The sequence below is a fragment of the Treponema sp. B152 genome, assembly GCF_024181665.1.
Lineage (GTDB): Bacteria > Spirochaetota > Spirochaetia > Treponematales > Treponemataceae > Treponema_B > Treponema_B denticola.
Window position 1 is genome coordinate 1,644,260 of sequence record NZ_CP058668.1, and the last position, 24,037, is coordinate 1,668,296.

Here is a 24,037-nt window from a genome sequence, read left to right on the forward strand (position 1 = left end):
AAACAAATTAAAGGGCATCTCTATTCCGAATCAATAGCAAAAGAATCGACCTTGTCTTTTAAGAATGAGATAAATTCATCTAAGGTCATAACCTTTTGACCGCCCTTTCTCATTCGGACAGCAACGGAATTATTGTCCATTTCGCTTTGGCCTACAATCAGCTGATAGATGACCTTTTCTTCTTGGTGTTTTCTGATTTTAGCATTCATTCTATCGGTTCCGGTGTCGGCTATAACCCTAAAGCCCTTTGCATCCAAGGCCTTTTGAACCTTTTGAGCGTATTCGTTAAAGGCGGGGGCTACGGGAACTATAACCGCCTGCACAGGAGCCAGCCAAGGAGGCATAATACCTGCACAGTTTTCTATTAAAATTCCTATAAACCTTTCGAGTGAGCCTAAAACAGCCCTATGAAGCATTACAGGATGATGCTTATTGTTGTCATCTCCAATGTACTCGGCATTTAGTCTTTCTGCCGACGGAAGCTGATAATCCAGCTGTATGGTTCCGCACTGCCATTCACGGCCGAGGGCATCGATTAAAGTAAACTCCAGCTTAGGCCCATAAAAAGCACCCTCGCCTTCTGCAATTTCATATTTGAGGCCGGCATCTGCACAAGCATCAGAGAGCGCCTTTTCCGCCCTGTCCCATGTAGCATCGTCCCCTACCCTCTGCTCTGGACGCGTAGAAAATTTAACAAGAATTTTATCTTCAGCAAAGCCGAAATCTGCATACATGCGCTTTAACAAGGCACAGAATTTTGAAACTTCGGAAGAAATTTGCTCTTCGGTACAAAAAATATGGGCATCATCTTGAACAAACCCGCGGATACGCATAATACCGTGTAAAGAACCCGAGGGCTCATTTCGGGTACAAGAACCGAATTCGGCTAAGCGCAAGGGTAAATCCTTGTAGCTTTTAATTCCCTGCTTAAATATTTCCACATGGCCAGGACAGTTCATCGGCTTTAAAGCAAAGAGGCGTTTTTCACTTTCGGTTATAAACATATTTTCTTTATACTTAGCCCAATGGCCCGACCTTTCCCACAAGGAGCGGGGCATAACAAAGGGTGTATGAACCTCAAGGTAGCCGTCTTCCTTTATGCGTTTTCTTACATAATTTTGTATGGTCAAATAAAGAGTCCAGCCTTTAGGATGCCAAAATATTTGCCCGGGATTTTCTTCATCTATATGAAATAGATTCATAGCCTTTCCGATCCTTCGGTGATCCCGCTTTTCGGCTTCTTCAAGCATAGCCAAGTACTCTTTTAAATCGTTGGGCTTTTCCCAAGCCGTACCGTAAATTCGGGTAAGCATGGGCCTTGTTTCATCTCCGCGCCAATATGCTCCGGCTATTTTCATAAGTTTAAACCCTTGAGCATTTATGTCGGCCATCGAGCATACATGGGGACCTCTGCAAAGGTCGGTAAATTCACCGGACTTATAAATACTTATCTCTTCGTCTGCAGGCAAATCCTTTATAAGTTCAATCTTAAAAGGCTGATCCTTAAACATTTCAAGAGCCTTTTCTCGGCTTATCACTTCCTTTTCAAAATTTGAACGGGTAGTTAGAATTTTACGCATTTCTTTTTCGATTGCGGGTAAGTCATCATTGTTTATGGGACGAGGCAGTTCAAAATCATAATAAAATCCGTAATCGATAGCCGGCCCGATCGCAACCTTTGTTCCCGGAAATAGATTAACAACGGCTTCAGCCATAACATGAGCAGTACTATGCCTCAGAGTACTTAATTTTTTTGATTTTTCTTGTAAAGTTGACATATTTTCCCCTATCTTATGCTTGACATATATTGTTAATTTTAACAAAAAGCTATATACTGTTATAGCTTAAAAGAAACATTATCATATCGACATTAGTATACTCTATTGATTAGTCTTGAGTCAATAGATTATAATTCATAAACTAATGGAAAAGAAAAAAAATGCCGACAATAGATTGAGGCTTTCTTAATCTAAAACGGAGGAATCTAAGGTGAAAAAAATTTTAATAAGTATTTTTTGCATTATTCAGTCTTTATTTATATTTGCTCAAAACATGACCGAGTCTGTTTCAAAGGCCGATGTTTCTATAAGATTTTATGACAGGCGTGTTTATTATCCCGGATCGGGAGCTTCCGAACCTATTTTTGTACAAATTTCAATTACAAACAATAAGTCGGAAACCCTTCGATTTAAACTTGCGGATGACAGGTCATTTAGCATAGATTTCGGGATTATAAACAGTAAAAACAGACAATTACAGCACACAGCAGAATGGATGAGGAAAAGAAATACTAACCGCCAAATTTATTTCCGCGAAATAACCTTGGAACCCGGAGAAACATATTCTTTTATCGAAAACATAAAAGATTATATCGAAATTAACGAGCCCGGAATCTTCCTTGTAAATTCTTTGTTTTTTCCCGAATTAAAACGGTATTCGGACAATTCGGAAGCACACGTAATTTCAAATAAGTTAAGCCTTGAAATAAAACCGGCACCTTCAGCCGCAGCCTTGGGTTCATTACCTGTTTCTCCGCTTTCAGGCGAGATATTACAGGCAAAACCCATTCCGCCGGATCAGGTAATAAGTTATCTTTTAACTGCCCGCCAAAAATCTCTATGGGAGCAATTTTTTCTCTATATGGATTTGGAAAAAATGATATCCAGAGATCCTTCCCGCAATCGAAGATTTAAGGCAGAATCAGAAGCCGGCAGAATGGAAATGGTTGAAGTGTACAAACACGAATTAAGTCAAGAAAGAGTCGACAAGGATATTGCCGTCATTCCGGTAGAATTTAAAATAGAACATACGGGCTACACAGACACAAAGGCAGAAGTCAAGGTAATAGAATGGTTTGAATACTCCAATTTCAGAGAAAAGAAACGCTTTACATATTTTTTAGCCTCAAAAGACGGTATATGGACCGTATATGATTATATAGTTGAGAACTTAGGAACGGAATAAGGATAAGTTTTAAAATGAAAGCATTATTGATTTCGGATTTACCTCGTTCAACTGATGATTTACAACCCCTTTTTTCCGAGTATAAATTTGACCTTATACATTACCGCTCTCCGCTAAAAGCCTTGGATAATATTGAAGAAATTAGTCCCAATATTGTACTTATCAATACCAGAGACTTCCCGCGTCATTGGAAGCCTATTACACAGCATATCCGATGGGATACTTCAAGGGAAGAAATACCGGTAATACTTTTGACTCCGTCCGATTTTTCGGCAGATGAAGCAGACAAAGCAATGTTTTTAGGAGTCCAAGGTATTATAAACTTAAAAGAAAACAATAATTTTAATGACGACGTCCTTAAAGAATTACGTATGATTTTTAACCGGTATAATTATAATCATATCAAAAATATTGAAAAGAGTGTTCAGTTTTTATTTACAAATCCTATAAATGAAACAATAATAACCGGAACGGTAAAAAACTTAACCGAGAACGATATAGTGTTCTTACCGGATATGCCTGCAAATGTAGGTAATTTAAATGCAGGCATGGTTCTCGATCAATGCTCCTTAAAAATAGAGCACAACTTTATAGTTCCAAATTGTAAAATAGTTTCAAATGACGGTGTTTTAAATTTAAAATTTGTGGATTTATCCGGTGAGGATAAAAAAACTATTACGGACTTCTTAAATTAAAAGCCCTCTGGAATAAAGCTCGTTTAATATTTTTTCCACAATTTTTTCAGGCGTTAGATTATCCGTGTCTATAATGAGATCTGCCTTTTCGTATTTTGTATTATCGATACCGTATAGCTCTTTGTATCTTCGTGTATCTTCCATATCCCGCAAATCGGTATCGGCCTTTATTTTTTCTATATCGCCGCCTTCCCTTTTTTGAATTCTTTTTGCGCGTACTTCTATAGAGGCTCTTAGATAAACTCTCAAATCAGCCGACTTTAAAAGCCAAATTGCCAATCTTGAACCCAAGACACAGGAGCTTGCTTCTGCAAGCTCAATCTGTTTTTTATCTACCGTTTTATCAAAAGAAAAATCTTCTTGGGCTCTTTTTAAAACCTCTTCAAAAGAGATATTAAGCTCCTTAGCAATATTTTTAAAAGTATAATTGATACATGGTAAATTTAAGGTCTTTGCAGTTAATGTAGAAACCGTAGTATTTCCGCAGCCGGAAGGGCCGGAAATTGCAATTCTCAGTTCCTTTCCTTCAGGGATTTTAAAAGCCGTCTTTTTCATATTTTCTCCGATAAAACCTACTCTACATTCCTGCTTTGTTCTCTTATGTTTTCAAGAGCATCTTTTACTTCGATAATAGACTGAGCCATTTCAATCATCTGATTTTTTGAACCTATAGTATTTATCTCCCTGTTTATTTCCTGACAGATAAAGTCGAGTTTTTTACCTATGGGCTCATTTTTTTTAAGCTCATGAGATAGAGAATTACAATGGGCTTCAAGCCTGACAATTTCTTCGTTGATTGTGTATTTAACAAGCATTACGGCAACTTCCTGCATAATGCGCTGTTCATTTATTTCGCTGCCTAAAAGTTCGGTAAATCTTTCTTTAATATTTTGACAAAAAATTTCTTCCATTTGAGGCGCATATTTTTTTATTACCTTCAATGAGGCATAAATCCTGTCCAGATTGCTTAAAATATCTTTTTTTAAGACATCTCCTTCATCAAGCCTTGTCTTATCGTATTTTATAAAGGTCTCTTCAAATATGGGAAGCAGGGTGTTTTCCCAAGCGGAAATATCTATATTTCTTTCTATAATGATTACACCGTCCTTTTCGGAAAATCGGTTTATATCTATTTCGGGGTTTATTCCTGCAGCCTCGGCCACCTCCCTCATAGCCTTTGCATAGGCCTTTGCAACCTTAGTATTGGTGAGGATATCGACATCTATATCCGCATCCTTTACATGGAGGGAAACTTCAACCTTTCCGCGGGCTATTTTTTCAGAAAAGAAAGCTCTAAAAACAGGCTCAAGGGCAGAAAGCCAAAAGGGAAAATTTAAATTTAAATCCAAATATCTTGAATTATAACTTTTTATTTCCAAACTTATAAAGGAATTAGGTTCGGTCTTTTCGGTAAGGGCATAGCCCGTCATACTTTTCATATATTTTTCCTTATTTTAACTAAGCTCTTTTAAAATCTCGGTACCCAGAACATAATTATCCCCCGCACCAATCGTAATAAAAATATCTCCCGGCTTTAATTTTTCTAAAACAAAGTTTTTTGCGTCCAATACCTCATTAAAGAAAAAGACGTTTTTATGATACTTTTTTGTGTGGTTAAAAAGGAGCTCTGCATCTACCTGCCCCTGATATTTTTCACGTGCCGAACTGAAAATCTTGTGCAAAATCACCATATCTGCATCTCCAAAACAAGAAGCAAATTCTTCCAAAAGAGCCTCAGTCCGAGTATATGTATGGGACATAAAATCTGCAATTATCCTTCTTTTCGGATAGAATTGGCGTAAGCCGCTTAAAAGAGATTTGATAGCTGTAGGATGATGGGCATAGTCATCATAAACCAAAATATCCTTAGATTCTACCTTACCGATTAACTCCGTACGCCTCTTTGCTCCGGCATAGGAAGATACGGCCTTTTTGATGGCAGAAACGTTGGCCATCGATATTTCGCCGTATTCTTCTTTTAAAAGGCTTACCGAAAGGGCTATTGCAGCAGCGGCATTTAAAGCATTATGTTTCCCCGGGATTTGCAGATAAAACTCTCCCGAAAAACCGGCAAGAGAAAAATAAAGCTTTTCATCCCTTACGCCTGAAACAGTCAGCTTATAATCTCCCGAAGCCTTTTCCCCATAGGGAATAAAGATAAGATCGGGCCTGCTCGAAAAACTTAAACGGGCAGCCTCGCAAGCTCCTTCATCATCTGCACAATAAAAGAGCTCGCTGAATTGGGGAAGCCTGTCTATATACTGCAAAAAGGCGGTTAAAATAGACTCATAGGTCGGATAATAATCTTGATGATCCGGTTCAATACCGGTTAAAATTATCTTTTTAGGATGAAAGTTTAAAAAATGTCTTTTATATTCGCATGTTTCGGCAACAAAGTATTTTGAACCGTTAAGCATTGTGCACGAATCACCGAAGCTCTTTATTACGCTTCCTGCTAATACCGAAACGGGAAGTTTTAATTCTTTTAATATAGAACCCGTAATCCCCGTTGTGCTGGTCTTTCCTTGGACACCTGCAATGCCGCAAGAATAGGAATGACGGGACAAGGCGCCTATTGCCTCGGGATAAGACATCTTTGGGAGGTCTTTTTGTTCTATAGCATACATTTCTTCATTATTATCGGGGGAGTAGGCTGCCGAATAGATAACAAGCCCTACATCATCAGGAATATTATCGGGAGAAAAGGGAGAAAAAATATCTATATTAAGTTTTTTTAAAGCATCATCAGTATAAAAATTTTCGGGTACATCGCTTCCTGAAACCACGGCTCCACGCGAAACCAAAATTTCCGCCAAAGCCGTCATTCCCGTACCCTTAATACCGATCATATAAATCTTAAAACCTTTTAAATTATCGGGTAGAATAACTTGACACATGCGTATATAATATTCTATATTCTGTTTTTTAGCAATAGGGCACAGCTTGGAACGCGTCATTGATGCGGAACCCAAGGCCCGGAGGTCTTATATGAATACAGAAGAATTCAGTAAATGGCTTGATGCCTTTATAAACTATGAAAGAAATGCGCATAAAGACGAAAACAATCTTAAAAAAATGCGGAAATTTGCCGATTTTTTCGGCAACCCTCAAGACGATTTTTTATCGATTCATATTGCAGGCTCAAAGGGAAAGGGGTCCGTTTCTACCATGATTGCTTCAATCTTAAAAGAAGCCGGAAAAAAAACAGGCCTTTACACCTCTCCCCATGTATCGGACTTTAGAGAGAGGATGACCCAAGCAGGAAGTTTTTTTGATGATGAAGCCTACTCTGCCTCTTATAAAAAAATCGTTGAAGGCTTTGGGGCTACACTCAAAAAGGAACCCGAAATAGATCCCGGCTGGTTTGAAATAGTTACGGTTACGGCCTTTTTGCTTTTTAGTATGCAAAAAACGGATTGGGCGGTTATCGAAACCGGTATGGGCGGAAGGCTTGATATGACAAATATCCTCAAACCTAGGGCCTGCGTTTTAACCCCTATTGAGCTTGAGCACACCCAGTACTTGGGAAATACTCTCGAAAAAATAGCTTTTGAAAAAGCGGGCATTATAAAACAAAACACTCCCGTCTTTTGCTGTAAACAGCCTGATGGGGTTCTGGCTGTCTTTAAAAAAAGAGCGGCTGAGCTGAATGCGGAATTTTTTTATATCCCCGACATCGTAAAAGAACCCGTAAATTACAGTCTTTCAAAAGCGGGCTTAAAAATAGATGTAGAATTCAAAAATTCGAATTACTTGAGCAACCTCTTTAAAAGACCTATAAGCTCAAACCTAAAACTCCTTGACCTGATTCAGGCGGAAAACGCAGCCCTCGCAGCCTGTACGGTAAAATATCTTTTCCCGGAAATGGATCAGGCGATTATAGAAAGAGGGCTTGCATCGGCATGGCTGCCCGCCCGCTTTGAGCTTCTTTCGGATAATCCTGAAATTATAATAGATGGCGCCCATACAAAAAACAGCATTGCCCTGTGCATGAGCACCTATACCGAGCTTGTAAAAGAAAAAGGAACTCTCATCTTTGCATGTGCCGAAGACAAAAACGTAAAGGACATGGTTCCTTTTTTTAAGGATAATTTTACAAAAATCATCGTTACAATTCCGGGAGCTTCAAAAAAAAGCAATCTCGAATTAAGCTATAAAATTTTCCAAGAAGGGCTCAAAGGTTCTTCCTGTATGGCAGAAAAAAATGCGGACTATGAAGCCGTAATAAAAAACGAGATAATCGAATGTAGAGAAAAAAAACAGCCCCTTTTGATTACAGGATCATTTTATCTGGCGGCTGAAGCAAAAAGGATACATAGTCTTTTGAGTCCTCAAGCTTAAAGTCTCTTTTAGGTTCCGGAAAGGAAATACCTACGGCGTAAAGCTGCAAGGGATAAGAATGATCTTCTATTTTTTCCTGCGGAAAATCTTTGAATTTTCCGTTGTATAAAGGGTCGCCGTAAATAGGCAGCCCTATGGAAGCAAGGTGAGCCCTTACCTGATGCCTAAAGCCTTGAGTTAAGGTACAGGTTACCCTCGGTACCGAATCATCTAAATTATTTATATCGATAATGTTGGTTGTATAAATTTTAGCTGTAGAAGAAAAATCTCTCATACCGTAAAAAACGGGAAGAACTTTTTTACCCTTTGGACCGAAGCTTCTAAACTGACTTGAAATTCTATATGGAAGGTTCAACCGTGAAAAATCGGCATTTAAATCCGACTCATTATCAATATCCGTAAAGGCGACATAGGTTTTCTTTATTAAATCGTTTCCTTGCATTAAATTTAAGGCATCATAGCTTTCTTGATTTTTTGCCATTAAAACCAAACCGCTTGTTGCCGTATCAAGCCTGTGAACAAGGCCTGCTTCAATATCTTTTTTTCCTTTTACCAACGCTGCTTCGGGGCATCTTTTTAAAAACCAAGAAACCAGAGTACCTTCTTCATCCTCTGAAAGAGGAGCCGTAGGCATTCCGCGAGGCTTATATAGAACGGCATAAGCCTCATTTTCAAAAATAACTTCAGCTTGAGAAGAGAATTTACAATCAATTAACATAGAGCCTCCCGTGTCAGTATTTGTTTAAAATCATTAGGTATAGGCGCCCTAAATTCTTTTTTTGAATTTACGGTATCAGGAATTATCAGCTTATAAGCATGGAGCATAAGCGGCATACCGGTCTTTTCAAGACCGGTCTTTTTGGCAAGACCTGTTTTCTTTTCACGACCCGTCTTTTTGTCAGGACCTGTCTTTTTTTTGCCGTAAACTTTGTCTCCGGCAACGGGACATCCCATAAACTTGGCATGTAAGCGGATTTGATGAGTTCTTCCTGTGTAAATTCTAAAAAGAACCAAGGACATTTTTCCGTCGGATTTCAAAACCTTATAGGCTGAAAGAGCTTTTTTTCCTTTTGACAAATCGGCAGAAACGCTAAATTTTTTTCTGTCGGAACTTGATCGAAAAACAGAAGTCTTTATCCTGCCCTTATTTTTAGGCGGAACGCCGTCAAGGACTGCAAGATAATATTTTTTTACCGCCCTTTTTTTAAAAAAAGATTTTAAAAGCTTTTCGGTTTTTAAATTCCTTGCAGTAATAATAAGCCCCGAAGTTTCCTTATCCAGACGGTGAACAATACCCATGCGATAAGGATCTAAAGAAAGTTTTTCAATATTCTTTACTTCGCCACTTAAAAGCTTATTAAGTTCTACGGCAAACTCATCCTTAATCCTAGAATCATAAAGCCTGTAATAATTTAAAGCATTTACAAGGGTGCCGTCCCAATTTCCGCCTGCCGGATGCGTTACCATGCCCCTTTCCTTGTTAATAACAATTATATTCTCGTCTTCATAAATTATATTAAGCGGAAGTTTTTGAGGATGAGCATATTCGGGGATCGGATTATCCCAAACAAGCTCAATAAGGTCTCCGTTTTGAACATTGCGGGAAAGCTTGGCTTTTTGCGAATTTACATAAAGAGATTTTAAGCCCGTCTTTAATTGAGAGCGGCTTAAGTTTTTCAAGGTTTCGGTACAATAAACATCAATCCTGCAAGGAGATACAAGACCGTCAACCTTAAATTTTTCGGATATAGATCTGCAAGGAACACTCTTATTGAGCGTCATCGGATTCCTCTGTTTTTGAAGTTTCGGTTTCTTCACTTTTATTTTCTTCAATGGGGATCAACAAAATTGCGGGCTCCTCATTTTTTTCCTCAAGTTTTTTTGCGTTAGCCCTTTTAATTGAACGGTAGGTTAAATCTATTATTGCAACCCCCAATGAAATACCAACAGCCGTTAAAAAAACACCCAGCTGTTCCTTTTCGGTAAGCTTTACCGCAATCTTGGCATCTTTAAGAGGCCATGGATTATAGGCAGGGTCCCCCTTATGCGCTATTGAGCGGCCTATGTCATAGGCCCAAAACGATAAAAGCGAAACAAAGGGCAGGGCACCAAAAGTTATAATTTCAAAACGGCGTAAATCCTTTTGCCATTGCTTAAACTCCTCGGCCCCATAGGGGTCCGGAGTTCTTGAAACCTTGGTGTCTTCAGCGTAAACCGGAAAAACGGAAAAAAGAGAAACAAAGAAAATTAAAAAAGCAATCTTTTTTGTATGCTTCATTTATTTTTGTCCAAATCTTTTTATAGATGCCCTATTATATCAGAAAGAAGCAAAAAGTCATATAGGGCAAGGGATTCGGCTCTTAAATTTCCGCTTAAGCCTGACCTTTCTAAAACAAGATCGATCTTATCGCCGTATCCGTTTGATTTCATCCACGAACCTAAATTGTTTTTTATATTTTTTCGGCGCGAAGAAAAAAGAGCCTTGACTATTTTGATAAAAAGTTTAAAGTTTTTATATTCTGCAAATTCTTTTTTTGCCTTAAACAAGACGGCAGCAGATTCTACATTGGGCTGAGGCCAAAAAGCTGAGGCAGGAATTGTCTTAACTATCTTACACTCATAAAACAAGGAGCAAAGTACCGAAAATGCCGTATAGTTTTTATTGCCAGGTCTTGCCGTAATTCTTTCGGCTGCTTCTTTTTGCACGGTAAATAGCATTGTATCAAAAACAACTCCGGCTTCTACCGTAGAAGCAATCAGATCAGAGGCAATGTTATACGGAAGATTACCGAAAAAAACATCGGGCTTCCCATGTTCTCTTAAATAAGGGAGCCAGTTTTTTTGAACATCACCCTCAACCAATCTAAAATTTTGTTTTGAATTTTCCAAAAAGAATTTCTTTAAAAGAGAGATAAAGCCCTTGTCGATTTCAAAGGCGGTAAGATGAACACCCTTTTCTAAAAGAAGATAGGTCATAGCCCCAAGCCCGGGGCCTACTTCCCAAACCCTTGTTCCCTTATCAAGATTTAAAAAGGAAATCAAGTTCTCGCGTGTCTTTTTATCGATCAAAAAATTTTGACCGAATTTTTTTTGCATGGCAAAACCCAGAGTCTCTAAAAGAGATTTGAGTTCCGCCGGAGAGTCATAATTCGGGAGACTTAAAAAAAAACCGGAGTTCATCGAACCCGTACCCTATTCGCACAAAAGAGCATAAACCTCCGCGGGGTCGGTTGAATTTAATAGGCTGCTTTTAAGTTCTTCATTACGCAGTTTTGCACTAAAATGGGAGATTGTCTGCAAATAATAATCGTGCTGATTGTTTGCAGCGGCAATCATAAAGACCAAACGCACGGGATTTCCGTCAACAGCGTCAAAGTCTAAAATATCCCTTTTAGAAATGCCTACAGCCATAACAAGGTCGGTAACTGAAGACAATCTTACATGGGGAATAGCGATTCCTCTTCCTACAGCGGTAGACATGAGAGCTTCTCTTTTTAAAATTGCATCTAAAAGCTCTGCAGAATTTTTTACCTGAGGAGCCTTAGCCAGAACCTCGGACATCATAACCAAAACATCATGCTTTGAAGCATAATCCAAAAGGACAACCCGATCGGGCGACAAGAAATTCTCGGTTACTATTTTATGCTGCTTAGGAACTGAAGTTTTTGAAGAGGCTAACCTTTCATCAACCCAGCTCTCAATGTCATCTTTTTTAAAACGCCAAACCGTCCCAATCTTTCCGGCAGGTATTTCACCTTTTTGAGCCCACTCGTAAACGGTTCTCTCGGAAACACGCAAATAACGGGCCACTTCTTCAATAGTTAAAATTTCGCTTGCCAATAATTTACCTCACTAAATATTTAAGCTCTCTCGACTAAACATATAAACTAAAAAAATGAGCTCAAGTATTCTGCATAAAATGTAAGAATATGTCAAGATATCGCAAAGTTTTTGGCAAAGATTTTTATCCGTTTTTTACGGCCCTTGCCAATTCCCGGCCTCTTTCTTTTAATATCCGCTTATCTTCATCGCTGAGCTTACCCTGCCATTCATGGGATTCGATATTGGTCCACTTAAATTTTTCTATTTTTTCCTCGTATTCTTTTTTGGCTCCTCCTACCCAGCCCCAACTTCCTATGCGGAACACCTTTTTATTGATAAAGTGCTTTCTTTCAAAGAGGTCAAGGATATGGGCCATAGGCGGGAACATCTTGTACTCATAGGTGGGCATTGCCAATAAAAGACCTGCAGAGCGGTAGGCCTCACCCAAAATAAAGGTAGCATCCGTGTCGGGAATTCTATAGATAGAATAAGGTACGCCTTCTTCATCTATGCCTTCAATAACCGCATCAAGACCGGCCTTGGTATACCCGTACATGGAGCCCCAAATAATACAGATGGTTTTTTCCAACCCGCTTCCGGTTCCGGTATTATAATCTGCAAATTTTTTATAAAGATTTACGATTCGTGAAGGATTTCCCCGCCAAAGCAGACCGTGACTCGGACAAATAAATTTAAGCTCAAGGGCGGCGAGTTTTTCTATTCCCTTGTTTACAAAGGTGCTAAAGCTGGCCACAATATTTGCATAGTACCTAAGGGCCTCATTTTCAAAAAATGTAAGTTCTTCTTCGGTATGCTGATCATCGAATATTTTTTCGCCTATACAACCGTATGAGCCGAAAGCATCGCAAGAAAATAAAATTTTATCGTCAGGGTCATAGGTCATCATTGTTTCGGGCCAGTGGATATTGGGAGTCTCATAAAATACAAGTTTTTTACCTCCGCCTAGGTCCAAAACCTCTCCGTCTTTTACGGCCCTTACCCCTTCATCTATCTTAAAAAAGTTTTTGACAAGGGCAACGCCTTTTGCAGAAGCCAAAATCTCGGCCTTAGGATTTTCTTCCTTCACAAGGCTTATAAGGTCTGCATGGTCAGGTTCAAGGTGGTTTAAAATTACATAGTCAAAAGAAGAAAATGAAAGCCCTATGGATTCAAGCTGCTTTCGGTAAGAGTCTACCGAGCCGTCCCAGTCTTTTACTATATCTATAAGGGCGGTTTTTTCTCCCTTTACAACATAAGAATTTATCGAAACGCCGTGGGGCAACAACCATATACCTTCAAAGCGTGCAGTTCTATCATGTATATCTGCATGAATACAATAAACGGATTCCGTAAGTTTTTTTGCTTCCATAAAATTGATACCTCCATAAAATAAAAGCTGCGAGTTACAGTAACCCGCAGCTTAAATATTATCATAAGAAACGCATTTGCTCAAGAGAACGAAGGCTGTTGTCATAAATTTTATAATAGACACTTTTTTTACCTCAGTTATTGTTTCACCTTTATTTTCCCGAATTTCACAGCAATTACAACTCCAATAAAGCCTGAAAAAACCGCTCCTACAATAAGAATTTTAGAAAAGCCCACATAGTCAATTACAATGCCGATTCCAATCGTTGTACCGATACCTACTAAACTTGCAAATCCGCTTACCAACGAAAAAACCGACGCATGAGCTTCACCTTTAATTACCTCGCTTAAATACCCGTAAAAAAGCGGAATAACGGCCCCCGTTCCTAAACCGTAAATAAACATTGCCGCCGTAAACGGCTGTAAAAATAAATATGTTTTTAAAAAAATAAGACTACTGCTGCTAACAGCCATGATACAAAACGAAACGGCAATCAATATAAAGCAAATTGTAAATATTTTTCTTTTAGCCGAAACAGTTCTAGCTTTACGGGCTGTGTACGAGGCAACGCCACCTCCTATAAGAGTGATCGATCGTAATAATGGAATATGCATATTTGTAAAAGATAAAGAATGAGCCATATTTTGCCAAATAAGAATATATATGGAAAAACAGGTATATAATGAAGCTAAAATTAAACCTGCCTGTAAAACGGATTGATTATGGAATAGCTCTTTTACGGACGATGCTAAATTTTGCTTTATCGTTGTATTTTGAGCCTTGTTATCAGGAAAAATAAAAAATGCTGCCCCCGATAAAATAAATAATCCTATTCCGGCAAAGATAAATAAGCGGTTAATACCTAAATCGATAAAACGAGCTATCAGTAAAATTGAAACAACGGAAAATATATTTATGCATGTTCGAGAAATAGAAAAGACTCGTACATTATTTTTTTCATTTTGTATCTTTTTATTTTCAGAAACAAGCCAGCCTTCAAGTGAACCCGATAAAAAAGCATCGCTTATCCCTGCAAAAAAAGCACCGAACAAAAAAAATAAAAAGTTTCTCGCAAATCCGTAACATAAATACTGCATACAAGAAAAAAAGAGACCTGCAGCAAAAGTTTTTTTGCGCCCAAAGCAATCAGCTAAAAGACCTGAAGGATATTCAAAAATAAAACCTACACCGAGAATAAGCGAAAATAAAATACTTATTTGAAAATACGAAAAGTTTTGACTTTTCAAATAAAGTGATATTACGCATGAATTTAACACAGTAAAAAAAATATTCGCCGCCTTCAAAAAAATAAACCATTTTTCATGTGTTTTAAATTTAGTCATAATTACATCCCCCTATATTGTAAATGAGCTTTTTGAATTCTGAAAAATCTCCTGCTCATCTATGCGCTATTTTTATACCATACTGTGAAGCATTTTTTTCATATTCCGTACCAGGATGAGGACATAAAATGTATGTAGACTTCCTTAAAAACACACAGTTGCATCAGGAAACGGTTAAAAAGCCTCAAATTTATCAGTTTATTATGTAAAAAACTGATAAGGCTCCTCTATTTTAAAAAACACAAAGCAAATTTAAGTCAATTTTTTAGAGGAGCCCATTACAAGAATCACTCACTATGCAAATGCTGAGAGTGTACCAGTTCCCCTATGTTCCTGAGTTTTTATCCCAGCATAACCACTGATTTGTAAAAACTTCCACTTCAGGGGTAATCCATTCTGTCATAATTTAAATTCCATTTTATCCCTTCTTAATCTCTTCGGCCTTTCGGCAGGCATGAAAGTGTCCCTTTCCTATGTCCATCAACGAAGGTTCTTCCATAGACGAACAGGACTCATCGGCATAGGGACATCTCGTATGGAAGCGGCAGCCTGAAGGCACATTTGCAGGAGAAGGAATTTCTCCCGAAATGGGGAGTTTTTTAATCACTTCAAGCATTCCGGGTTTAGGCTCGGGAACGGCTTCGATCAAGGCCTGAGTATAAGGATGCATGGGATTATCTATAACATCATCGGCATCCCCCATCTCTACGATGCGGCCGAGATACATAACCGCTATTCTGTCGGTAAAATACCTTGCCGTCGAAAGGTCGTGGGTAATATAGAGATAGGTAAGGCCTAACTTCCTTTGAACCTCCCTCATCATATGAAGAATTTCCGCACGGGTTGAAAGGTCGATCATCGAAACAGGCTCATCTGCAACTATAACCTCAGGATTTAGGATAAGGGTTCTGGCCGTAGCTATACGCTGCCTTTGACCGCCCGAAAGCATGTGAGGATAGCGTGTCATAAATTCCTCAGGCGGGTTGAGCTTTACCTCCGAAATAGCCTTGATGATTTTTTCATCGTTTTCTGCCCGAGTTCCCTTAATCTTATGAATAAGAAGAGGTTCCTCCATTACATCCCGAATTTTAAAACGGGGATTCATAGAAGCATAAGGGTCTTGGAAAATCATCTGAACACGGCGGCGGTAAAAGGCAGTCTTTTCCTTATCGCTGTTTGTAACATCTTCTCCATTATATAGGATTGTTCCCTCGGTAGGGGTATGAAGCTTCATCGCTATCTTCCCTATCGTAGTTTTACCTGAACCCGATTCCCCTATAAGGCCGAAGATTTCTCCCCTCCTCAGACGCAAGGTAACATCATCTACAGCCTTTATCTTTTTGGCTGTTCCCTTTGAAAGGCTTTGGACAAAACCTTGATGGGGCTCAAAATATTTTTTTATATTAATCAGTTCAAGAACATGGTCATTAGGATCTATCTTTTTTTCGTTATCGCTCATTTTACACACCTCCAGCATGCTACTTGATGTCCCGGTTCAACCTCAATAAGAGGAGGCTCAACTTCGAAGCACTTATCCATTGTACAATGACACCTCGGATTAAAGCGGCAGCCCTTGGGCGGAGAAATAAGGTCCGGCGGCGTTCCCGGAATATAGGAAAGCTCGCTCACCCTCTTTCTTAAAAGAGGTGTTGCCTGTAAAAGTTTTTGGGTATATGGGTGCAGGGGCTCCTTACCGTATATCTGCTCATTGGTTCCGAGCTCGGCAATTTTTCCCGCATACATAACACAAATCCTATCCGAAATCTCGGCTTCAAGAGACAGATCGTGGGTAATAAATATAAAGGAAAGCTTAAATTTCTTTTTTAGTTCCTTTAAAAGGTTTATAATCTGAGCTTGAACAATAACGTCGAGGGCAGTGGTGGGTTCATCCAGAATAACCAGTTTAGGCTTTAAGAATAAACCGCTTGCTATAACAACCCTCTGCTTCATTCCTCCGGAAAGCTCGTGGGGATAGCGGTTTAAAACTTCGGGCGGAAGGCCGACATAGCCCAGATACTCTTCCATTAGGTCTTGAGCTTCTTTATCGCTCATTTCCTTGTGCTCTCTCAATGTTTCAAGCATCTGTTTTCCGATTGTGTAAACCGGAGTTAAACTGTTCATCGCTCCTTGGAAGACCATCGAAATTTCCTGCCAGCGTACATTTTTTCTTATCTCTGAATCGGAGAGAGGAACAATGTCCCTTCCATTGATTATAATCTGAGAATTCTCCTCTACTCTTCCGGGAGGAGAAGGCATCTTAAGCAGAGCCATACCTGTAGTCGTTTTACCGCAGCCCGATTCTCCTACAAGACCCAGCGTTTCACCGGCATGAAGAGTAAAACTCACATCATCCAAGGCTTTTACAATACCTGCGGAGGTGTGATAGTACAATCTCAAGTTTTTTACATCAAGAACTACTTCTTTATTTTCCATATTAAAACCTCCTTACCTTGTCCTGAGTTTAGGATGCAGTATCTTATCCATTGCAAAACCTAGGAATGCAAATATCATACCCAAAAGGGCTATAAAAAGACCGGGAGGAATAATCCACCACCATAAACCGTTTAAGGTTGCGCCTGAGCTCTGTGCATCATGGAGAATTTGTCCCCAAGTTACAATAGAAGGATCTCCCAAACCTAAAAGCGAAAGAGAGGATTCAAAAATAATGGCTCCCGGAACCGAACTTGCCATAATAGCAAAAGAATACGGCAAAAGAAGAGGAGCGATGTGTTTTAGAATAATTCTCCATTTTCCGGCACCGAGGGCCTTTGCGGCTTCAATATAGGTTTCTTCCTTTATTTGTAAGGCCATTGAGCGGACGGTTTTTACCGAGCCTGTCCAGCCGAAAATAATAAGAGCAAGGATTATCATCCATATACTCGGTTTAAAAACTGCAGCCGATACAATCAATATAGGAATAATAGGAACGGATACGACTATTTCAAAGATAAACATCATAACCGTATCAACCCTTCCGCCGAAGTAGGCACTTATAATTCCGTACATAACGCCGACCAAAACGGAAATAATACTTGCAACAAGACCTATTAAAAGAGCCCATTTTAAACCGGCCATAACACCTGAAAATAAATCTCTCTTGTTTAGGTCGGTACCCAAAAGCCCCGAAACAGCTCCCGGAATTATAACACGAGGATTTTCAATCTTATTGGCAGAGTTGGATGCAACATCTTTGGGTATAACGAATTTAAAAACATATTCACCCTTTAAAGGCTTTTTATCCCTGTACATAGTCTTTGAAACTTCAGAGAACAACAATTGCACAGGATTTGCATTTCCCGATGTAGCAGATGCACCGTAAGCAGCCGTAAATTGCTGCATTGTTGATTTTGCATCGGTTAAAACCGTAAAGCGGCTGTGATAATCTTTTAAATTTCCTTTTTGAAAAACTCCGAGCTCAATACGTTTTCCGTCAGGGCGGATAACATCCATACTCATTATTACATCGCCGGTAAGTTCGGCTCTAAAAATAATGTTATTGGGGTTTTTATCGTAATTATAGTTATATTTAAAACTATAAACCTTAGCCTGACCGAAATGCTCCGATTCTTCTTCCGTAATTTCGGGCTCGGTAAACCAAACCGTCCTAGCCGATTTTTTTGTGCTGAACAATTCCGACCATACGGGAGGAGCGGAAGCAGGGTTATCTTCCCAATAAGAAATATTATGCCAATTATCGTTTGTTCCCTTAAAGGGCAAGACAATAGGTTCAAGTATAATCAAAATTACAAGTAAACCTAAAAGAACTATGGCAACTATGCCTATTTTTTCTTTTTTAAAATCATTCCAAAATTCTTTAAATCTATCAATAAAATTTTCCATTATTCCTTGCCTCCGACTTTTATACGCGGGTCTAAGAAACCGTAAACCAGATCAAGGATTATAAGACCTGCTTGATAAAGACCTGTTGTAATAGCCAAATCTCCCATTAAGACAGGTATATCGTTTTGCTGAACGGCAATCCAATAAAGCTGACCTAAACCGGGCCACGAAAAAATACCCTCATATATGATACTTCCCGACATTGAGGCCAAAAAGGAGAGCAAAATCATCGTTACCAATGGGGGTGCCGATGTCCTTAAGGTATGGCCGTGAAGCACCTTCTTTTCGGGGATACCGCGTGCCCTTGCACTCATTATAAAATCTTCCTGCAAGGTACCCAAAACAAGGTTTCGGATAACGTAAGCCGTACTCCAAAAGCCCAATAAAACCAAGGTAAGAATCGGAAGAGCAAGATGCTGCAGCCTATCAAATACAAACCGTATACCTTCCGGTACAGGGACAGAGTTTACACCTCCCGATGGAAACAGGGGAATTTTGTAAACAAACACAAATATTAAAAGCATGGCTAACCACCAGCTGGGCATACCGTAAATGATAAGAGTAATCAAACTTGTTACCTTATCCTGCCGGCTTCCCGGCTTTTGGGCTTTTTTTAAACCCAGGGCTAAACCAATCAGCGTATTAATCACAAAGGCTGTTGTAAAAAGTAAAAGGGTTCTGGGAATTGCTTCACCAAGTATTTTAATAACCTCTTGAGAACCCGTTAAGGATTTTATCGTTGTCGATTTACCGAAATCAAAAGTCAAAACCCTCTTTGCGTTGTGTAAAACACGTTCAACTAAGGGCCTGTCTAATTTATATTGTCTGATAAGGGTCAATTCTTGATCTTTACGCCATGCCATTATCTGTTCGGCAGTCATATTTTTTAGACCCTTTGCTTCAGCACGTACCATTTCCATTATCTGGCTGCGCTGAACCTTTTCATTTATCTGATTAAATAAAAAAGAAAAGATAAAAATAAGAATGGAATATATTACTACACCGCGTAAAATACGTTTAAGTGCATACCACTTGTACATAAAAGTCTCCTACAAAATTTAGGCTTTGAGCTCAAGGCACATTACTGCTAAAAAACTCAAAATGCCTCAAAGCCTTTTGGGCATCTCTAAAAAACCGGTTAGACTTTTAGAGATGCCCTGCTTCAAGGCATCTCGATTTAAATTACAATCTTAAAATCCTATTTAAGAATTGTAAAGCTTACCGAATTTGCTGAGGGCGTCTCATCGGAAATTGAGGTTAATACAACCATTATATATTCCACGCCTTTTTCAAGTCCGGCTAAGTCTGATGCAGGTACGGTAATAGTGAATTTACCGTCACCTATTGCTTTAGCATCATAAGTCTTCTCTCCGCCTGAAGGAAGCTGGAGACGTCCTTCAACCTTTCCCTTATCGAGAGGAACTCTTTCAACCTCAGGATAAGCATACTTGGAAACGGTTACCTCAAATACGGCATCCTTGTCTGCCGAAGGAGCTACAGGAGCCTTGACATACTGAATCTCGGTAAGATCTGTTTTAAACATATTCGGGAAGTAGTCGCTCTTATAAGGATACTTATCGAAGTTAGCCAATACGACGGAGCTTGTAACAGGATCTATTTTTTCGAACATTAAAGGACCTGTTGTAATATAAGCATTTCCGTATTTTTCGATAAAGGCTATAGAAGCCTTGTATCTCTTAATGGCGTAATCTTCATTTATAAAATCCTTTAAAGACACAGGAATATGCTTTGAAGCAACAAAATCTTCCAATTTAGCCTTGATATCTGCAAGACAATCGGGGTTTTTAACATTTGCTTCTACACCGCGCTCTCCGCCGTCTTTAGCAAAGTTATAAACCGTTCCGCTCTTTGAGCCGTGTACTACCATTTCTGCCAAGGCTTCATAAATTTCCCAAGGTACGTTTGTTCGTCGTCCGGGGTTAGCAGCCTTTACGCTTAAACCGCCTACAGTTATAGCTGTATCTCTTGGGATAGGAGCATGGAAGTAGTTACTGTATGTAGTTATGGATCCATCCTTATTAAATACTATACCTTTTGTGGTTTTAAGACTTGGAAGAGTTACACTGCTTAAAGGAGCATCATAGTAGAGGTCTCCCTCTCCGTCTTGAATAGCCCACTCATAAGCAAAGGCAAAGGCATACCTGACATCGTTAAGATCGACAGGTTCGCCGTGATGCCAGTAATAACCGTCTACGAGCTTACCTGTTGCAACAGTTGCAACACTTTGACCGGACTCTGCAGGAACCCATTTTTTTGAAGCTGTGTCATACATAACGGCTTCTGCAGGAACGGGAATATCACCGCCCATTGCAAGTTCATCATCGCCTTCCTCTGTCTTGTTGCCTGTGGGTACGAATTTGGGAGCGAATTTTGTATTTGCAACATCAACCGTTGACATAGCAAATTCCAATCGTCCTACGGCAGGGTTATCAAAGGAAGCTCTATCGGTAACGGCATTAAAAAAGGCAGTACTATAGGCATCACTAAAGCCCTGTCCGCCTACAGGATCCCATTCAGACATAAATAAGGAGCCTTGAGCTGAATACTGCAATACGCGCAAGACCCTCTTTCCTTTATAGGGGCCGTCTGTATCGGGCTTAACATCGGCACATCTTACGGTCCAGCCGTTAAAGCCGTCAGAGGTTCCATAGAAAAGACGTGAATTAAATCTTCCTCTGTTGGCTACATATAAATCGTTTTGAGAAACAACATAAACACGGACAGCTTCTCCCATTCCTATAGCACACATATCGGTTGTTTCGCTAAAGAATTCTTCGGCAGTCAAATACTGTCCGTAGGCAGCCTTTTTACCTAAAACATCTAATTTTTCGTTTGAATAATTCCAGAATTCGGCCTCTCCGCCCCCCGGCATGTAGCCGTAGAAGGGGCTGTACATCTGGCAAAGAGGAGTTTCCCATGTTACATAGAAACCGCCTGAACCCCATCCTTCAAGATACATAGTCCAATCATAGTTGGCAGGGTTTCCGCCGTAAACAAGACTTCCGGCTGTTTTTCTATCTCGTTCAAAACCTTCAACCGTAAGACCGGCTTTTTCGATTTGAGCATGAATATAGCGGGCTGCAGGAAGACGGCCTGTAGGATCGTCAACACGCATTATGGACTTGATTGTAACGGGCTTGCCCTTGTACATCCACTTTCCGTTTTCTTTTACAAGTTTTCCCTTGTTTTCGGCAAGTTGAGAAGCCTTTTGCATAGCTTCTTCAATCATGCTGATAGCTTTTTGCTCATCTCCGGTTTCGGTGATACCGAATTTGGAAGCCAAGATATTATAGCGGTATGCTCCGGGAAGACCTACGGTACAGGGAGTGTACATAGGAGAACCTTCACCCAAAAGAAGTTCATCTACCAATTTCTTTCGGTTGATTAACCAGTTAAAGGCATAGCGGACTTCCTTGATGGCAACGGGGTTAAACATTTCCTCTCCGGCTTCCGTCTTCCAAACATATGGAGCCTTGTTGGGGATAGGGTTAAATAGAAGAGACCAATAACCTGTAGGAACAGGATAAACATCTATCTTATCTCTGTCTTCATCGCTCAAACCCGACAAAAGTACGGGCGGAACAGAGGTAAACATAAGATCGGCTTTTCCCTCAATAACATCTTTTAAGGCAACGGTCTGATCGGTACTTACGGAGTAGATAACCTTATCTACATAGGTACCGTTCTTTACAGGGCTTTTGCCTCCTGCGGCAGTTCCGGCACCGCCTCCGCATGCAGTAAATACCAAAGCCACTGCAAGCATACATGCTAAAAACTTAACAAAACTTTTCATTAAATTCCTCCTGTTGTTTTTATGTGTTAAAAACACTACTTATTATTAAAACATACTATTGAGGATTTGTCAAATATTTTTTTTATTTTGTTTTTATTTTTTTTATTGACATTTTTTTGCCGTAATCTTTACATTTTTATCATTTTATGATATACTTTTCTTCGGTAATGCGTATATTACCGACAAAAATACTTGGAGGACACTATGAAAAAAATTGTGGTGCTGATTGTAACACTGGTGCTGGCTTTTTCCTTGATCGCATGCGGAGGAAACAGTGCAGCAACAACTAAAACAAACGAAAGGCCCTTCGTTGTAGCTTCTGCCGAATTTAACGGCGACTTTTACTCAGGCTGGACAAATTCGACCTATGACAACGATATCCGGAAGTTGATTTGGGCATTCGGTCTTATGAACGAAAATGCCAAGGGTCAAGTTGAAGATTCGCTTCTCGTTGCAGAAAAAAAGGTAAGCGATGACCTCAAAACATGGACATTTAAGCTTGTAAAAGGTGCAAAATTCCATAACGGTGAAGCTTTAACTGCAAAGGATGTAAAGTTTACCTATGACTTTTACATGGACACAAAAGCTTTAGGCGATACGGGCGGATCATCAACAATCAACGATTATGTTGAAAGTATTGAAATTGATGAAGCTGCAAATACCGTAACTTTCCATCTTAAAAAGGTCAGCTACACTGTTGACGTAGATGTATTCACTCCTTTTTACCTCTTTCCCGAAGAAACCTTCACAAAGGGTGCAAAGGAAGAAGGCATTACCGTACAGCAATATGTTAAAAAGAACATTTCAAAGCCCATCGGTTACGGTCCCTACAAGATGACCGAATACAAGGAAGGCGAATATGTTAAGTTGGAAGCCTTTAAAGACTACCTCGGTAAGGCACCTGCCATCAAAGAGGTTATCGTTAAGGTTGTTCCCAGCGAAACAGAACTTGACCAGCTCCTTCAGGGTGAAGTAGACATGCTGACAAGCCAAGGTCAAGCCGAAAAAATCGATCCCGTTAAAGATAAGCCCGGCTTTTCTTACACCAATTACTATAGACACGGAGGAGGAACAATCGCCCTCCACTGTAACTTCGGTCCCACTTCTCTTACGGAAGTACGCCAGGCCTTTGCCTATGTTCTTAACAGACCGAAAATCGTCGAACTTTTCTTAGGTCAATACGGTATTTCTTCCAACGGACCCTACTCCAAAAACGACTGGACATTGTGGGATGATGATGAAGAAAGCCTTATTGGAACAGCTGCCGTAGGTAAATTCGAAAGCACCTTGACAAGCTACGATATCTTAGATAAAGACGGAAAATTCGATGAAGCTGCAAATATTGCAAAAGCTCAAGAACTCCTTGATAAAGCAGCTGCAAGAACAGACGGAGATTATGCAAAACTTACAGGTAATGCAAAATCAGGTTACCTCTGGGAAGGCAAACCTCTTGAAATCAAGATTACTTACACACCTTTCTGGTCCGATACATATAACCTCGTATTCAATGATACTTATGTTTCAAAGCTCGGCTTTAAGATAAGTTTAACAGGTCTTGATTGGCCCGTAATGTACAGCCACTGGACAGGAGACACAAAAGAAGAAAGAACCTATCATGCTTTCGTAGGCGGTACAACTTATACACTCAAAGCCAATCCCAAATCCGACTACGCAACAAAGCTTATTAAACCTTGGGGACAGCCATCTATCAACAACGTAATGTTCTCGGGAGGTTCTTCTTATACCCCCTGCAGAATGGGATCAGCTGCTTGACGACATCGAAAATGCACATCCCGTAACAGGAAGAAATGAGTACAGGAAAAACTGGAGAAAATTCATAACCACTATA

Annotated in this window: 20 protein-coding genes; 4 read left to right on the forward strand and 16 right to left on the reverse strand. The window is 39.6% G+C overall.

All coding sequences use genetic code 11. The annotated features are described in order from the left end of the window. Nucleotides 1-20: 20 nt before the first annotated feature. Entirely contained in the window at nucleotides 21-1,778 is a 1,758-nt protein-coding gene (gene thrS / locus HYB91_RS07655; protein WP_002677599.1) for a threonine--tRNA ligase, read from the reverse strand. 211 nt (nucleotides 1,779-1,989) lie between these two features. Here thrS and HYB91_RS07660 point away from each other — a divergent pair, with 211 nt between their 5' ends. After that, nucleotides 1,990-2,964, forward strand: a complete 975-nt coding sequence (locus HYB91_RS07660) for a hypothetical protein (RefSeq protein ID WP_002670623.1) — start codon at nucleotides 1,990-1,992, stop codon at nucleotides 2,962-2,964. A 14-nt stretch (nucleotides 2,965-2,978) separates the two neighbouring features. Then, on the forward strand, nucleotides 2,979-3,659 hold the full coding sequence (locus HYB91_RS07665; RefSeq protein WP_002677597.1) for a response regulator: 681 nt from the start codon (nucleotides 2,979-2,981) through the stop codon (nucleotides 3,657-3,659). Here the strand turns inward: HYB91_RS07665 and cmk are convergent. The 3 genes from cmk to murC are packed head-to-tail and all read right to left on the reverse strand — an operon-like array spanning nucleotide 3,651 to nucleotide 6,556. Further along, nucleotides 3,651-4,214, reverse strand: coding sequence for a (d)CMP kinase (cmk, locus tag HYB91_RS07670; protein ID WP_002677596.1), 564 nt, complete (start codon nucleotides 4,212-4,214; stop codon nucleotides 3,651-3,653). The genes HYB91_RS07665 and cmk overlap by 9 nt on opposite strands. A gap of 17 nt (nucleotides 4,215-4,231) precedes the next feature. Then, nucleotides 4,232-5,098 carry a YicC/YloC family endoribonuclease gene (locus HYB91_RS07675; RefSeq protein WP_002677594.1) on the reverse strand — a complete coding sequence of 289 codons (867 nt, stop codon included), beginning with the start codon at nucleotides 5,096-5,098 and terminating at the stop codon, nucleotides 4,232-4,234. Between the two features lie 15 nt (nucleotides 5,099-5,113). Continuing rightward, complete coding sequence (gene murC / locus HYB91_RS07680; RefSeq protein ID WP_044910021.1) at nucleotides 5,114-6,556, reverse strand: UDP-N-acetylmuramate--L-alanine ligase; 1,443 nt, start codon at nucleotides 6,554-6,556, stop codon at nucleotides 5,114-5,116. Between the two features lie 91 nt (nucleotides 6,557-6,647). On the opposite strand from murC, the gene HYB91_RS07685 reads away from it, so the two are divergent. Next, a complete protein-coding gene (locus HYB91_RS07685; RefSeq protein WP_002677584.1) occupies nucleotides 6,648-8,000 on the forward strand; it encodes a bifunctional folylpolyglutamate synthase/dihydrofolate synthase in 1,353 nt (450 codons plus the stop codon). Here HYB91_RS07685 and HYB91_RS07690 read toward each other — a convergent pair. From HYB91_RS07690 to HYB91_RS07745, 12 genes are all read right to left on the reverse strand, one after another. After that, nucleotides 7,933-8,718: a pseudouridine synthase family protein gene (locus HYB91_RS07690; RefSeq protein WP_002677583.1), complete on the reverse strand. Its 786-nt coding sequence runs from the start codon at nucleotides 8,716-8,718 to the stop codon at nucleotides 7,933-7,935. The two genes, HYB91_RS07685 and HYB91_RS07690, sit on opposite strands and share 68 nt — an antisense overlap. Then, on the reverse strand, nucleotides 8,712-9,782 hold the full coding sequence (locus tag HYB91_RS07695) for an RluA family pseudouridine synthase (protein ID WP_002677582.1): 1,071 nt from the start codon (nucleotides 9,780-9,782) through the stop codon (nucleotides 8,712-8,714). Before HYB91_RS07695 ends, HYB91_RS07690 begins: the two co-directional genes overlap by 7 nt. After that, nucleotides 9,769-10,278: a hypothetical protein gene (locus tag HYB91_RS07700; RefSeq protein ID WP_002671787.1), complete on the reverse strand. Its 510-nt coding sequence runs from the start codon at nucleotides 10,276-10,278 to the stop codon at nucleotides 9,769-9,771. Before HYB91_RS07700 ends, HYB91_RS07695 begins: the two co-directional genes overlap by 14 nt. A 20-nt stretch (nucleotides 10,279-10,298) precedes the next feature. After that, nucleotides 10,299-11,180 (reverse strand): 16S rRNA (adenine(1518)-N(6)/adenine(1519)-N(6))-dimethyltransferase RsmA, encoded by an 882-nt coding sequence (rsmA, locus tag HYB91_RS07705; protein ID WP_002677581.1) that lies wholly within the window; start codon nucleotides 11,178-11,180, stop codon nucleotides 10,299-10,301. 12 nt (nucleotides 11,181-11,192) lie between these two features. Next, entirely contained in the window at nucleotides 11,193-11,840 is a 648-nt protein-coding gene (locus HYB91_RS07710; RefSeq protein ID WP_002677566.1) for a PTS sugar transporter subunit IIA, read from the reverse strand. A gap of 124 nt (nucleotides 11,841-11,964) precedes the next feature. Beyond that, entirely contained in the window at nucleotides 11,965-13,191 is a 1,227-nt protein-coding gene (locus HYB91_RS07715; RefSeq protein ID WP_002677563.1) for an FprA family A-type flavoprotein, read from the reverse strand. Nucleotides 13,192-13,328: 137 nt separating this feature from the next. Beyond that, nucleotides 13,329-14,534, reverse strand: a complete 1,206-nt coding sequence (locus HYB91_RS07720) for an MFS transporter (RefSeq protein ID WP_002677561.1) — start codon at nucleotides 14,532-14,534, stop codon at nucleotides 13,329-13,331. Nucleotides 14,535-14,952: 418 nt separating this feature from the next. Beyond that, on the reverse strand, nucleotides 14,953-15,993 hold the full coding sequence (locus HYB91_RS07725; RefSeq protein WP_002677558.1) for an ABC transporter ATP-binding protein: 1,041 nt from the start codon (nucleotides 15,991-15,993) through the stop codon (nucleotides 14,953-14,955). Beyond that, nucleotides 15,990-16,967 carry an ABC transporter ATP-binding protein gene (locus HYB91_RS07730; RefSeq protein ID WP_002670599.1) on the reverse strand — a complete coding sequence of 326 codons (978 nt, stop codon included), beginning with the start codon at nucleotides 16,965-16,967 and terminating at the stop codon, nucleotides 15,990-15,992. The genes HYB91_RS07725 and HYB91_RS07730 overlap by 4 nt, the downstream gene beginning before the upstream one ends. A 12-nt stretch (nucleotides 16,968-16,979) precedes the next feature. Further along, a complete protein-coding gene (locus HYB91_RS07735) occupies nucleotides 16,980-18,374 on the reverse strand; it encodes an ABC transporter permease (protein ID WP_002677556.1) in 1,395 nt (464 codons plus the stop codon). Further along, nucleotides 18,374-19,414 (reverse strand): ABC transporter permease, encoded by a 1,041-nt coding sequence (locus HYB91_RS07740; protein ID WP_002677554.1) that lies wholly within the window; start codon nucleotides 19,412-19,414, stop codon nucleotides 18,374-18,376. Before HYB91_RS07740 ends, HYB91_RS07735 begins: the two co-directional genes overlap by 1 nt. Nucleotides 19,415-19,572: 158 nt before the next feature. Beyond that, the gene (locus HYB91_RS07745) at nucleotides 19,573-22,188 is read right to left on the reverse strand and encodes an ABC transporter substrate-binding protein (RefSeq protein WP_253719462.1); all 2,616 of its coding nucleotides are present in this window, start codon (nucleotides 22,186-22,188) and stop codon (nucleotides 19,573-19,575) included. 204 nt (nucleotides 22,189-22,392) lie between these two features. Between HYB91_RS07745 and HYB91_RS07750 the strand changes: the two genes are divergently transcribed. Then, on the forward strand, nucleotides 22,393-23,961 hold the full coding sequence (locus tag HYB91_RS07750; RefSeq protein ID WP_253719463.1) for an ABC transporter substrate-binding protein: 1,569 nt from the start codon (nucleotides 22,393-22,395) through the stop codon (nucleotides 23,959-23,961). Nucleotides 23,962-24,037 lie beyond the last annotated feature (76 nt).